Source organism: Enterobacter sp. Cy-643, assembly GCF_011752815.1.
Taxonomy (GTDB): Bacteria; Pseudomonadota; Gammaproteobacteria; order Enterobacterales; family Enterobacteriaceae; genus Cedecea.
This window is the reverse complement of sequence record NZ_VWWV01000008.1, coordinates 17,597-30,155: the sequence shown is the minus strand read 5'-3', so window position 1 is coordinate 30,155 and position 12,559 is coordinate 17,597. Positions and strand designations below refer to the sequence as shown.

The following is a 12,559-nucleotide window of genomic DNA, read 5'->3' as shown; positions in this document are numbered from 1 at the left end:
TAGCCCTTGTATCTGTTTGAAAGCCTGAATCAGCTGATTCAAAACTATCTGCCAGAGGAGCAAATTAAGCGCCTCCGGCAGGCATACCTTGTCGCACGTGATGCTCACGAGGGACAAACTCGTTCAAGCGGTGAACCCTATATCACCCATCCCGTCGCCGTTGCCTGTATCCTGGCCGAGATGAAACTCGACCATGAAACGCTAATGGCAGCGCTTCTGCATGATGTGATTGAAGACACCCCGGCCACCTATCAGGATATGGAACAGCTGTTTGGTAAAAGCGTTGCCGAACTGGTGGAAGGGGTTTCTAAGCTAGATAAACTGAAGTTCCGCGATAAGAAAGAGGCTCAGGCCGAAAACTTCCGCAAAATGATCATGGCGATGGTGCAGGATATCCGCGTCATTTTGATCAAGCTTGCTGACCGCACGCACAATATGCGCACGCTTGGGTCATTGCGCCCGGATAAACGCCGCCGTATTGCCCGTGAAACCCTCGAAATTTACAGCCCACTCGCTCACCGCCTCGGTATTCATCATCTGAAAACCGAACTGGAAGAGCTTGGCTTTGAAGCGCTTTATCCGAACCGCTACCGCGTCATTAAAGAAGTGGTAAAAGCGGCGCGAGGTAACCGCAAAGAGATGATTCAAAAAATCCTCTCTGAAATCGACGGACGCCTTCAGGAAGCAGGCATTGCCTGTCGCGTGAGCGGTCGCGAAAAGCATCTTTATTCCATTTACTGCAAGATGACGCTCAAAGAACAGCGTTTCCATTCGATCATGGATATCTACGCATTCCGCGTCATTGTCCATGATATGGACACTTGTTATCGCGTCCTCGGGCAGATGCACAGCCTCTACAAACCTCGTCCTGGTCGGGTGAAAGACTACATCGCCATTCCGAAAGCGAACGGCTATCAGTCCCTTCACACCTCAATGATTGGGCCGCACGGCGTCCCTGTTGAAGTGCAAATCCGTACTGAAGACATGGATCAAATGGCGGAAATGGGGGTTGCTGCGCACTGGGCTTATAAAGAGCAAGGCGAAAGCAGCACGACGGCACAAATCCGCGCTCAGCGCTGGATGCAGAGCCTTTTAGAGCTGCAGCAAAGCGCCGGTAGCTCATTTGAATTTATCGAGAGCGTAAAATCCGATCTGTTCCCGGATGAGATTTACGTTTTCACCCCGGAAGGCCGCATTGTAGAGCTGCCCGCAGGCGCAACGCCGGTTGACTTCGCCTACGCGGTACATACCGACATCGGCCACGCCTGCGTGGGCGCTCGCGTCGATCGCCAGCCTTACCCGCTTTCACAGTCGTTGACCAGCGGGCAGACTATCGAAATCATCACCGCACCGGGGGCACGTCCAAACGCCGCATGGCTTAATTTTGTTGTCAGCTCCAAAGCTCGCGCCAAAATTCGCCAAATGCTGAAAAACCTGAAGCGTGATGATTCCGTCAGTTTAGGGCGTCGCCTGCTCAATCATGCGCTGGGTGGCAGCCGTAAACTGGCTGAAATTCCGGCAGAAAATCTCCAGCGTGAACTGGATCGCATGAAGCTTGCGTCCCTTGACGACCTGCTGGCTGAGATTGGCCTCGGGAACGCAATGAGCGTCGTCGTGGCAAAAAATCTGCAAGGAGACTCACCGGTTGCCGCTCAGCCAGGCACGGTGCCTGCAGCAAATCACAGCAACTTGCCAATCAAAGGTGCAGACGGTGTTCTGATTACCTTTGCCAAGTGCTGCCGCCCGATTCCGGGAGATCCTATCGTCGCTCACGTCAGCCCCGGCAAAGGGCTGGTTATCCACCATGAGTCCTGTCGAAATATTCGTGGCTACCAGAAAGAGCCCGAGAAGTTTATGGCCGTGGAGTGGGATAAAGAGACCGAGCAGGAGTTCATCACCGAGATCAAAGTGGACATGTTTAACCACCAGGGCGCATTGGCGAATCTCACTGCAGCAATCAATACCGCTGGCTCTAATATTCAAAGTCTGAATACCGAAGAGAAAGACGGTCGCGTGTACAGCGCCTTTATTCGCCTGACCGCCCGGGATCGCGTCCATCTGGCGAACATCATGCGCAAAATTCGCGTGATGCCGGATGTGATTAAAGTTACCCGCAACAGAAACTAGAGTTATGAATCCTCAACGTTATGCGCGTATTTGCGAGATGCTCGCCAGACGCCAGCCGGACCTGACCGTTTGTATGGAGCAGGTGCACAAGCCCCATAACGTCTCCGCCATCATCCGTACCGCCGATGCCGTTGGCGTGCATGAAGTGCACGCCGTTTGGCCAGGAAGCCGTATGCGCACCATGGCATCTTCCGCCGCAGGAAGTAATTCCTGGGTTGAAGTTAAAACGCACAAAACTATCGGTGAGGCCGTCCGTCAGCTTAAAAGCAGCGGCATGCAAATTCTGGCGACTCATCTTTCCGATAAAGCCGTCGATTTCCGCGAGATAGACTACACGCTCCCCACCTGCATTCTGATGGGACAGGAAAAAACGGGCATTACCGAAGAGGCGCTCGCGCTTGCCGACCAGGACATCATCATTCCTATGATCGGTATGGTGCAATCCCTGAACGTGTCCGTCGCCTCGGCGCTGATTCTTTACGAAGCCCAGCGCCAGCGCCAAAACGCAGGCATGTATCAGCGTGAAAACAGCACTTTACCGGAAGCTGAGCAGCAGAGATTGCTGTTTGAAGGTGGTTATCCCGTGCTGGCGAACGTTTCTCGCCGGAAAGGCTTACCGTACCCACATGTGAATCAGCAGGGTGAGATAGAAGCTGATGCCGCATGGTGGGCCACGATGCAGTCGGCGAAATAAGCCATGAAAGGCCGCCTGCTGGATGCCATACCGCTAAGCACGCTTGCCGGAGTGGGCGCCAGCCAGAGCGGCAAGCTGGCCAAAATCGGCCTGCATACCCTCCAGGATCTGCTGCTGCACCTGCCGCTTCGCTACGAAGACCGTACCCATCTTTACCCCATTAACGACCTTCAGCCGGGCCTGTACGCCACGGTGGAAGGCGAAGTGCTGAACAGCAATATCACCTTCGGCGGACGCCGGATGATGACCTGCCAGATTAGCGACGGCACCGGCATTCTCACGATGCGTTTTTTCAATTTCAACGCGGCGATGAAAAACAGCCTTTCTGCTGGCAAGCGCGTGCTCGCCTACGGTGAAGCCAAACGCGGCAAATACGGTGCCGAGATGTTCCACCCTGAATACCGCATTCAGGGCGACCTCAGTACGCCGGATCTGCAGGAAACGCTCACGCCGGTTTACCCGACGACCGAGGGAATCCGCCAGGCTACGCTACGTAAGTTGACCGATCAGGCACTCGAGCTGCTGGATACCTGCGCAATTACCGAACTTCTGCCCGCCGAACTGAGTCAGGGCATGATGAGCCTGCCGGAGGCATTACGCACCTTGCACAGGCCGCCGCCGGACATGAGACTGGCCGATCTGGAAACCGGTAAACATCCGGCTCAGCAGAGATTAATCCTCGAAGAGCTACTTGCCCATAATCTGAGTATGCTGGCGCTACGAGCCGGAGCACAGCGCTACCATGCGCTACCGTTGGTTAATCACGACGAGCTAAAAAACCAGCTGCTTGCTGCCCTGCCCTTTAAGCCTACTGGGGCTCAGGAACGAGTAGTCGCAGAAATAGAGCGCGATATGGCGCTGGACGTGCCTATGATGCGTCTGGTGCAGGGTGACGTAGGTTCCGGTAAAACGCTGGTGGCCGCCCTCGCAGCCCTTCGCGCCATTGCGCACGGCAAACAGGTTGGTCTGATGGCACCCACCGAGTTGCTGGCTGAGCAACACGCCAATAACTTCCGTCAGTGGTTTGCCCCATTAGGTATCGAGGTAGGCTGGCTGGTCGGGAAGCAAAAAGGGAAAGCCCGAATTGCGCAACAGGAAGCCATTGCCAACGGCCAGGTTTCGATGGTGGTCGGCACTCACGCTATTTTCCAGGAGCAGGTTCAGTTTGCCGGGCTGGCGCTGGTTATCATTGATGAGCAGCACCGTTTTGGCGTACACCAACGCCTGGCGCTGTGGGAAAAAGGTCAGGTTCAGGGTTTCCATCCCCATCAGCTGATCATGACCGCAACGCCAATTCCGCGCACGCTGGCGATGACCGCCTATGCCGACCTCGATACGTCAGTCATCGATGAACTGCCGCCGGGGCGAACGCCAGTCACTACCGTGGCGATAGCGGACACCCGACGCAGCGAGATAATCGAGCGAGTGCGTAACGCCTGCCGGGACGAAAAGCGTCAGGCATATTGGGTTTGTACGCTGATTGAAGAGTCTGAATTGTTGGAAGCTCAGGCTGCGGAAGTGACCTGGGAAGAGCTAAAAACCGCCCTCCCTGAGCTGAACGTTGGCCTGGTACACGGGCGCATGAAGCCGCAGGAAAAACAGGCGGTGATGCAGGCCTTCAAGCAGGGCGAACTGCATCTTCTGGTCGCCACCACGGTGATTGAGGTTGGCGTGGATGTACCCAATGCCAGCCTGATGATCATCGAAAACCCTGAGCGTTTAGGGCTGGCGCAACTCCACCAGCTGCGCGGCCGTGTTGGCCGTGGCGCAGTAGCCTCTCACTGCGTGCTGCTGTATAAATCTCCGTTATCCAAAACGGCACAGCTTCGCCTGCAGGTGCTAAGAGACAGTAATGATGGTTTTGTAATTGCGCAAAAAGACCTGGAGATCCGCGGGCCAGGCGAGCTGCTTGGGACTCGCCAGACGGGTAGCGCAGAATTCAAAGTGGCCGATCTGCTGCGGGACCAGGGGATGATCCCGCAGGTTCAGCGCGTGGCGCGCCATATCCACGAACGCTATCCTGAACAGGCGAAGGCGCTGATCGAACGCTGGATGCCGGAAACCGAGCGTTACTCCAACGCTTAAGCAAACAGCGGCAGCATCAGGAACAGCTTGATCACCACCGCATTCACGATGTCGATAAAGAACGCCCCCACCATCGGTACCACCAAAAATGCCATATGGGACGGGCCGAATCGTTCGGTAATCGCCTGCATATTAGCAATCGCCGTCGGTGTGGCGCCCATGCCAAAACCACAGTGGCCGGCGGCCAGTACTGCCGCATCGTAGTTTTTACCCATCAAACGCCAGGTCACAAAAATGGCGTACAGCGCCATAAACAGCGTTTGTACGGCCAGAATAGCCAGCATAGGTAACGCCAGAGAGGCCAGTTCCCAAAGTTTAAGGCTCATTAACGCCATCGCCAGGAACAGTGAAAGGCTGACGTTGCCCAGTATGGAAACCGCCCGTTCGAAGACACGATAAAAGCCCACGGCCGCGAGCAAATTACTGAGAATCACGCCAATAAACAGCACGCAGACAAACGTCGGCAGCTCAAACGGTGTGCCCTGCAATAATCCGGCAACGACACGCCCTACCGTCAGGCAGATAGCAATCAGGGCGATGGTTTCAATCATCACTAAAGAGGTAATGACTCGCCCGACGTCTGGCTTTTCAAACGCGCCGGGGATCTCGTTATCTTCAGGCGCGCCATTGGGCGTAGAAGAATGTTTAACCAGATAGCGAGCAACCGGGCCACCAATTAAACCGCCCAGCACCAGGCCAAACGTCGCACAGGCCATAGCGACTTCCGTCGCATTCTGGAAACCATAGCGTTCGGTAAAGAGTTTTCCCCAGGCGGCACCGGTACCGTGCCCGCCGGACAACGTTATCGAACCTGCCAGCAGCCCCATCAGCGGATCGAGCCCCAGCATGCTGGCCATACCGATGCCGATGGCGTTCTGCATGACCAGCAGCCCAACGACGATAAACAAGAAAATCCCCACCACTTTCCCGCCCTTGCGCAAACTGGCGATATTCGCATTCAGGCCGATTGTGGCGAAGAAAGCGAGCATCAAAGGATCCTTGAGGCTCATATCAAACTCAATTTCCCAACCCATGCTTTTTTTCAGGATAAGCAGGGCGATCGCCACCAGCAATCCACCGGCCACGGGTTCAGGAATCGTGTATTTTTTGAGAAAAGGAACAGAGTGGACCATTTTACGCCCCAGAAGCAGCACTAACGTGGCGGCCACCAGGGTAGAAAGGGTATCAAGATGAAACATGGCAGGGCTCCTTTTATTGCGCATCCATCACTCGCGCTTAATTATCCTTCGCTGGCATTTCCTTCATGAATGAAATCAGCTGGCGCATTTTAACCAAAAAATGCGCCTTCGTTATAACTAATGCTCAATTTATGACATTTCGCTCTTATCACCTTAGGATGGCAATCGTTTGCTTTTACCGTTCAGTCCGTTAAAATCAGCGCTTTTCCAGCCATGAGATCGTCACTGATGTCCGTCAATGCCGTAGAGTCAGAAAATGCGCAACCGGTTGCGCAGACTCGCCAGAGCGAACTAATTTATCGCCTTGAAGACCGCCCGCCGCTACCGCAAACCCTTTTTGCCGCCTGCCAACACCTGCTGGCAATGTTTGTGGCAGTGATTACCCCGGCATTGTTAATTTGCCAGGCGTTGGGGTTACCGGCATCGGACACACAGCACATTATCAGCATGTCTTTGTTTGCCTCTGGCGTGGCTTCGATTATTCAAATCAAAGCCTGGGGGCCAGTAGGTTCAGGTTTGCTGTCGATTCAGGGCACCAGCTTTAACTTTGTCTCTCCGCTGATTATGGGCGGCATGGCGCTGAAAAATGGCGGTGCGGACGTGCCGACGATGATGGCGGCACTCTTCGGCACGCTGATGCTTGCCAGCTGCACGGAAATGCTGATTTCGCGCGGGCTGCATCTTGCTCGCCGCATTATTACCCCTCTGGTTTCCGGCGTGGTGGTCATGATTATCGGTCTGTCCCTGATTCAGGTTGGGCTGACCTCTATCGGCGGTGGCTATGGCGCCATGGCCGACCACACTTTCGGCGCACCGAAAAATCTGCTGCTGGCAGGCGCGGTTCTGCTGGTCATTATCCTGCTGAACCGCCAGCGTAATCCTTATCTGCGTGTAGCGTCTCTGGTCATCGCGATGGCCGTGGGCTACCTGCTGGCCTGGGCGCTGGATATGCTGCCTGCCACAACCCAGGCCGCGAACACCGACCTCATTATGGTTCCTACACCGCTGTATTACGGGCTGGGCATCGATTGGAGCCTGCTTATTCCGCTGATGCTGGTATTTATGGTGACCTCGCTGGAAACTATCGGCGACATCACAGCGACCTCAGACGTATCCGAACAACCTGTTTCCGGCCCGCTGTACATGAAGCGCCTGAAAGGCGGCGTACTGGCTAATGGTCTGAACTCCTGCGTTTCAGCCGTATTTAATACTTTCCCTAACTCCTGCTTTGGCCAGAACAATGGGGTTATTCAATTAACCGGCGTTGCCAGCCGCTATGTAGGCTTTGTTGTCGCCCTGATGCTGATCGTGCTTGGCCTGTTCCCGGCGGTTAGCGGCTTTGTGCAGCATATTCCTGAGCCAGTACTGGGCGGTGCGACGATTGTGATGTTCGGTACCATCGCCGCGTCCGGAGTGCGTATTGTCTCCCGCGAACCGCTGAACCGCCGCGCAATTATGATTATCGCCCTATCACTCGCCGTCGGTCTTGGCGTGTCCCAGCAACCGCTGATCCTTCAGTTCGCGCCTGACTGGATGAAAACGCTGCTCTCTTCGGGCATTGCTGCCGGCGGGATCACGGCCATCGTGCTGAACCTTATCTTCCCGCCAGAAAAAGAGTAATTCCTCACGCGCCGGCAGTAATTTTCGCCGGCGCGAAACCTCCTTTGACAATCCCTTCCTTGAGCTACAGCGGTAAATCGGGCATAACACCCTTAGCGAAACTGAAAGGGGTGGAAGGCAATGAAATTCCTCGGAAAGCTGGTTCTTATTCTGCTGGGCCTTGTCGTACTGGCGCTGGCTGCCTTTTACATCCTGCTGCAAACCCGCTGGGGCGCGGACCAAATCAGCAGCTGGGTGAATGAAAAAACGAGCTACCACCTCGCTTTCAATGAGATGGCGCATGACTGGTCTTCGCCCACCCATCTGGTGTTCCATAACGTTACTTTTGGCCGCACCGGCCAGCCCGCGACGCTGGTAGCAAAGAGTGTGGATATCGGTCTGAGTACGCGACAGTTCACCCAGCCTCTCTACGTTGACACTATTTTGCTCCAGCAAGGCACGCTGAATCTCAGCGCAAACGCCGTGCCACTCCCGCTCGAGGCCGATAAACTGCAATTGCAGGATATGGCTATTAACAGCCCTGATAGCGAGTGGAATCTGAGCGCCCAGCGCGTTGAGGGCGGTGTAGCCCCCTGGCTGCCTCAGGCCGGGAAAGTGCTGGGTAACAAAGCCAATATCGCCTTCAGCGCGGGCTCACTGACGCTCAACGGGATTAACGCCAGCAACGTCCTGCTGCAAGGAACGCTGAATAATGAACAGGTCACGCTGACCACGATCGGGGCGGATGTTGCCCGCGGCTCCCTGACGGGCAATGCCCACCGCAATACCGACGGCTCGTGGCAGGTGGGCAGCCTTCGCCTCAATGATATTCGCCTGCAAACGGCAAAATCACTCACCGATTTTCTTGCGCCAGTAACCTCTGTTCCCTCGTTAACTATCGATCGCCTTGAAATAACCGATGCTCGTCTGGAAGGAAAAGAGTGGGCGGTAAGCGACCTCGCCCTTAGCCTGCGGAATCTAACGCTGGCGAACGGGGGATGGCAAAGCGATGATGGCCAGCTGTCGATGAACGCCAGCGAATTCATTAACGGCTCGCTGCATTTGCAGGATCCGATCGTGAACGTCGATTTTGCCCCACCAGGGGCTACCCTTCGGCAATTTAGTTCACGCTGGGAGGGCGGCCTGATTCGTGCTTCCGGGCAATGGCTGCGCGACGGCAATCAAGCGGTGATGGATGAAGTGGTCATTGGCGGGCTGGAATACACGCTGCCCTCCAACTGGAAAACCCTGTGGATGGAGAGACTTCCTGACTGGCTGAACAGCGTTACGGTGAAAAAGTTCTCCGCTAACCGAAATCTGATTATTGATATCGATCCGAACTGGCCGTTCCAGCTCACCGGGCTGGATGGCACCGCAACGAATATCCAGCTGGCAAGGGATCATCAATGGGGTATTTGGTCCGGCAATGCATCGTTTAATGCCGCGGCGGCCACCTTCAACCGCGTTGACGTGCGGCGCCCGTCGCTGTCCCTAACGGCGAACCAGAGCCAGGTCGCGATAACGGAGCTAAGTGCCTTCGCAGGTGAAGGCTTACTGGAAGCCACGGCAAACGTGAGCCAGACTCCAGAGCGTGCGGTGAGCGTTAACCTGAAGGGCCAGAGCGTGCCGGTGAATGTGTTACATGCCTGGGGCTGGCCTGCTCTGCCGCTGGAAGGGAACGGAAATCTGCAGTTTTCGGCAACCGGGCAGATGGCCGCTGGCACTACGCTGAAACCTACGGTGAGCGGCACCCTGAAGGCCACCAACGCCAGCGGGCAACAGATTCAGCAGACTATGCGCAACGGAGACGTTCCCGGCGCATAGCCTGCATCCTGACCTATTCCTCTTCGTTTCCGCCCTCTTCCAGAGGGCCAAACGGCCTGGCAGGCAGCACCAGATAGACACCCTCAAACACTGCACCGAGCGTGTCATTGCCGTAAAGCTCGACTTCAAGCGCTACGCGAGCTTTGCGGCCCCGGGCCAGCCTGTCCAGATCGCCACTCAGCGACCCCAGGTCAGCCGTTGCCCCCGGTTTTCCTGTGATTGGTTTGCTATAACGGATATGGGCATCGGCCAGAATAATTGTCCCGCCCAGATGGCGTTCACGCAGCATCAGCCAGATAAGCCCCCAGCCGGTTAACGTGGCCAGCGAGAACAAACTCCCCGCGAAAAGCGTGTGGTGCGGGTTTTGATTTCCCGTTTCCGGCATCGTAGTGATGAATTTTTGCCCGGTATATTGCTGAATACGCACGCCCATTTTCTCGCTCAGCGGAATATGTTCGTACCAGGCCTGCTGAAGCTGCCCGCACCAGTCGCCCCTGTGAAGGATATCGTCAAGCGTAGCGACAGGCTTGATCATCAGGAAGTGGCGTACCGGCGTGGTTTGCGGCGTAGTGATTTCCCCTTGATTCACAAAGCCCAGCTTGGAAAAAAATGGAACGGCATCTTCACGTGCGCTGCAGGTCACACGCTTAACGCCTTCCTGTCGCGCCACGGACTCCAGCGCCATCGCCACCAACGTCCCTAAGCCTTTATCCTGGACCGACGGATGCACCGCCATAAAGCGAATCGCAGCTTCGTTATCGGCATTGATATAAAGGCGGCCCACGGCAACGGTATTGCCCTCTTCATCGACCACCATTTGGTGATGAGCCATTGCATCCCAGGCATCGCGCTCGGAACCTTTTGGCTGGTGCAGGGGTTTACGCAACATTTCCCAGCGGAACTGGTAATAACGATCTAGTTCTTCTTCTGTTTGTGGCACACGAAGGTGATACATAAATTGTTCTCTCGTTGCGCGAGCCGGATGGCGAGGGTTACACCTGCAGCCAGAACGTCACCGGCCCGTCATTAATTAGCGAAACCTGCATATCGGCGGCGAATCGCCCGGTTGGGGCGTCGATGCCTTGTTGTTTGCAGCGCTCGACAAAATATTCATACAGGGCTTCAGCCTGCTGTGGCGCCGCGCCACCGGAGAAGCTCGGACGCATCCCGCGTTCCGTGTCCGCCGCCAGCGTAAATTGAGACACCACCAGCAGACTTCCGCCCGCCTGCTGGACGTTCAGGTTCATCTTGCCCTGCTCGTCGCTGAAAATTCGATAGCCTAATACACGCTCGCAGAGGCGATTCGCTTTCTGTTCGTTATCTTCTTTTTCGACACCCAGCAACACCAAAAGTCCGGGACCAATTTCACCCGTCACTTCACCCTCCACGGTGACGCTGGCACGGGTTACGCGCTGAATTAATGCAATCATTGTTCTTCCAGTTCTTCCTGCTCTGCAGCCTGTCGCAATTTACGGTAGTCGCCCAGCGAGGCGGTGATTTCCGCCCCCAGCAACACAATACACCAGGTCCAGTAGACCCAGACAAATAATATGGGGATCACCGCCAGCACGCCGTAAATCAGCTGGTAAGAGGGGAACATGGTGATATAGAGGGCAAAGCCCTTTTTGCCCAGTTCAAACAGTAACGCGGCAACCAGCGAGCCTATTATGGCGTCCTTTGCCCGTACGCTGGCCGTCGGCACAAGGCTGTAGAGCAGCCAGAACGCAAGCCAGGAAAGCAGCAGAGGAAAAATGCGCAGGACTTCATCAAGCATGCTGTTGAGTTCTGAGGCCCAGCGGAGAGACAGCAGATAAGAGCTTATCGCCAGGCTGGCCCCGGCCAACAGCGGGCCAAGGGTCAGAATCATCCAGTAAATAGCAAAGGAATACACCTTCGGCCGCACGCGCTTACTGCGCCAGATGGTGTTCAGCGCGCTGTCTACGGCATACATCAGCAACAGAGAGGTGACGATCAGCCCGATGGCTCCCACCGCCGTCATCCTGCTGGAGTTCGCGACAAACTGTTCGATGTAGCGCTGAATCACGTCGCCGGTTGCAGGCATAAAATTGGCAAAGATGAAATGGCGCAGCTGAACGCTGATATCGGCAAACATCGGGAAGGCGGCAAACAGCGCAAAGACAACCGCCACCAGCGGCACCAGAGACAGCAATGACACATAGGCAAGGTTACCCGCCAGGGTCGTCATGTTATCCTGGTCGATACGCTGCCACAGCAGTTTGCCCCAGGCCCAGAGCGGCCTGAGGCGATGTGCGGTTTTACGGGGCACGCTTTTCATCATCCCTGTTTAGCAAACCAGTCCGGGATAGTCTGCTTGTCGATCACCTGAATACTCGTGATGCCCAACGCTCGGGCGCCTTGAATGTTGTCGGCATTATCGTCGAAGAATACGGCCCGATCGGCAGAGAAGCCTTCCTCCTGCAGCACTTTAAGGTAGATTTCCGCGTCCGGCTTGCGCATCCCCATTTCCTGGGAGAGATAAATTTTATCGGCCGACTGCGCTACTTCCGGGTATTCATCAGGCCAGAAACCGGTATGCAGGCGGTTGGTATTGGAAAGTACCACCACGCGATGCCCCTGCTCGCGCAGCTTCTGCATGACGCCAATGGTGTCTTTGCGCAGGCCGACAAAAATAGCCTGCCAGCCCGCGGCGAACTGCTCGTAGCTCAGCGCCACGTCCATTTCGTGGCACAGGCGTTCGGCAAACACTTCATCCGTTATCTGCCCACGTTCGTGCTGATGGAAGGTTTCTCCCATCGCGAAACTTTTCTGCAGGTTGGCTAACGGCACCCGGCTGTAATCGCTCCAGACGCCGAGCACGCGATTAAAGTCGATATCAACGATGACGTTACCTAAATCAAAGATATACAGCATGCGCACCTCCTTTCCGACATGGAGAAATAACTGTAGCGGGAAAGGCTGACTTTGACTATCAGAGGAAGGTGAGGATACGCATTCTGAGGCAGAAATAAAAAAGCCCCGCCTTTACAGGCAGGGCTTCAGCAGACTGCAG

The 12,559-nt window shown here is 55.6% G+C and carries 10 protein-coding genes; 5 read left to right on the top strand and 5 right to left on the bottom strand.

Translation table 11 applies throughout. The annotated features are described in order from the left end of the window. Positions 1 to 6 precede the first annotated feature (6 nt). Genes spoT through recG form a run of 3 tightly spaced genes read left to right on the top strand, consistent with a single transcriptional unit; the run spans position 7 to position 4,906 of the window. Entirely contained in the window at positions 7 to 2,127 is a 2,121-nt protein-coding gene (gene spoT, locus F3J29_RS20600) for a bifunctional GTP diphosphokinase/guanosine-3',5'-bis pyrophosphate 3'-pyrophosphohydrolase (RefSeq protein ID WP_166868894.1), read from the top strand. A gap of 4 nt (positions 2,128 to 2,131) precedes the next feature. Then, a complete protein-coding gene (trmH, locus tag F3J29_RS20595) occupies positions 2,132 to 2,821 on the top strand; it encodes a tRNA (guanosine(18)-2'-O)-methyltransferase TrmH (protein ID WP_166868892.1) in 690 nt (229 codons plus the stop codon). Between the two features lie 3 nt (positions 2,822 to 2,824). After that, entirely contained in the window at positions 2,825 to 4,906 is a 2,082-nt protein-coding gene (gene recG / locus F3J29_RS20590) for an ATP-dependent DNA helicase RecG (RefSeq protein ID WP_166868890.1), read from the top strand. Here recG and gltS read toward each other — a convergent pair. Beyond that, positions 4,903 to 6,105 carry a sodium/glutamate symporter gene (gene gltS, locus F3J29_RS20585; protein ID WP_166868888.1) on the bottom strand — a complete coding sequence of 401 codons (1,203 nt, stop codon included), beginning with the start codon at positions 6,103 to 6,105 and terminating at the stop codon, positions 4,903 to 4,905. The two genes, recG and gltS, sit on opposite strands and share 4 nt — an antisense overlap. A gap of 228 nt (positions 6,106 to 6,333) precedes the next feature. On the opposite strand from gltS, the gene F3J29_RS20580 reads away from it, so the two are divergent. Next, positions 6,334 to 7,725: a nucleobase:cation symporter-2 family protein gene (locus F3J29_RS20580; protein ID WP_166868886.1), complete on the top strand. Its 1,392-nt coding sequence runs from the start codon at positions 6,334 to 6,336 to the stop codon at positions 7,723 to 7,725. A 120-nt stretch (positions 7,726 to 7,845) separates the two neighbouring features. Continuing rightward, on the top strand, positions 7,846 to 9,528 hold the full coding sequence (locus tag F3J29_RS20575) for an AsmA family protein (RefSeq protein WP_166868884.1): 1,683 nt from the start codon (positions 7,846 to 7,848) through the stop codon (positions 9,526 to 9,528). Between the two features lie 13 nt (positions 9,529 to 9,541). On the opposite strand, the gene fabY is transcribed toward F3J29_RS20575, so the two are convergent. Genes fabY through yihX form a run of 4 tightly spaced genes read right to left on the bottom strand, consistent with a single transcriptional unit; the run spans position 9,542 to position 12,420 of the window. Next, positions 9,542 to 10,483, bottom strand: a complete 942-nt coding sequence (fabY, locus tag F3J29_RS20570) for a fatty acid biosynthesis protein FabY (protein WP_166868883.1) — start codon at positions 10,481 to 10,483, stop codon at positions 9,542 to 9,544. 37 nt (positions 10,484 to 10,520) lie between these two features. Further along, on the bottom strand, positions 10,521 to 10,958 hold the full coding sequence (gene dtd, locus F3J29_RS20565; protein ID WP_008457399.1) for a D-aminoacyl-tRNA deacylase: 438 nt from the start codon (positions 10,956 to 10,958) through the stop codon (positions 10,521 to 10,523). Next, positions 10,955 to 11,827 (bottom strand): virulence factor BrkB family protein, encoded by an 873-nt coding sequence (locus tag F3J29_RS20560; RefSeq protein ID WP_166868881.1) that lies wholly within the window; start codon positions 11,825 to 11,827, stop codon positions 10,955 to 10,957. Before F3J29_RS20560 ends, dtd begins: the two co-directional genes overlap by 4 nt. Next, positions 11,824 to 12,420, bottom strand: coding sequence for a glucose-1-phosphatase (gene yihX, locus F3J29_RS20555; RefSeq protein ID WP_166868879.1), 597 nt, complete (start codon positions 12,418 to 12,420; stop codon positions 11,824 to 11,826). The genes F3J29_RS20560 and yihX overlap by 4 nt, the downstream gene beginning before the upstream one ends. Positions 12,421 to 12,559: the final 139 nt, after the last annotated feature.

Bases quoted from the DNA above. Each gene is read 5' to 3' on its own strand.
- F3J29_RS20560 (WP_166868881.1), bottom strand. From the start codon at position 11,827: ATGATGAAAAGCGTGCCCCGTAAAACCGCACATCGCCTCAGGCCGCTC.
- fabY (WP_166868883.1), bottom strand. From the start codon at position 10,483: ATGTATCACCTTCGTGTGCCACAAACAGAAGAAGAACTAGATCGTTAT.
- gltS (WP_166868888.1), bottom strand. From the start codon at position 6,105: ATGTTTCATCTTGATACCCTTTCTACCCTGGTGGCCGCCACGTTAGTG.
- dtd (WP_008457399.1), bottom strand. From the start codon at position 10,958: ATGATTGCATTAATTCAGCGCGTAACCCGTGCCAGCGTCACCGTGGAG.
- F3J29_RS20580 (WP_166868886.1), top strand. From the start codon at position 6,334: ATGTCCGTCAATGCCGTAGAGTCAGAAAATGCGCAACCGGTTGCGCAG.
- F3J29_RS20575 (WP_166868884.1), top strand. From the start codon at position 7,846: ATGAAATTCCTCGGAAAGCTGGTTCTTATTCTGCTGGGCCTTGTCGTA.
- yihX (WP_166868879.1), bottom strand. From the start codon at position 12,420: ATGCTGTATATCTTTGATTTAGGTAACGTCATCGTTGATATCGACTTT.
- trmH (WP_166868892.1), top strand. From the start codon at position 2,132: ATGAATCCTCAACGTTATGCGCGTATTTGCGAGATGCTCGCCAGACGC.
- recG (WP_166868890.1), top strand. From the start codon at position 2,825: ATGAAAGGCCGCCTGCTGGATGCCATACCGCTAAGCACGCTTGCCGGA.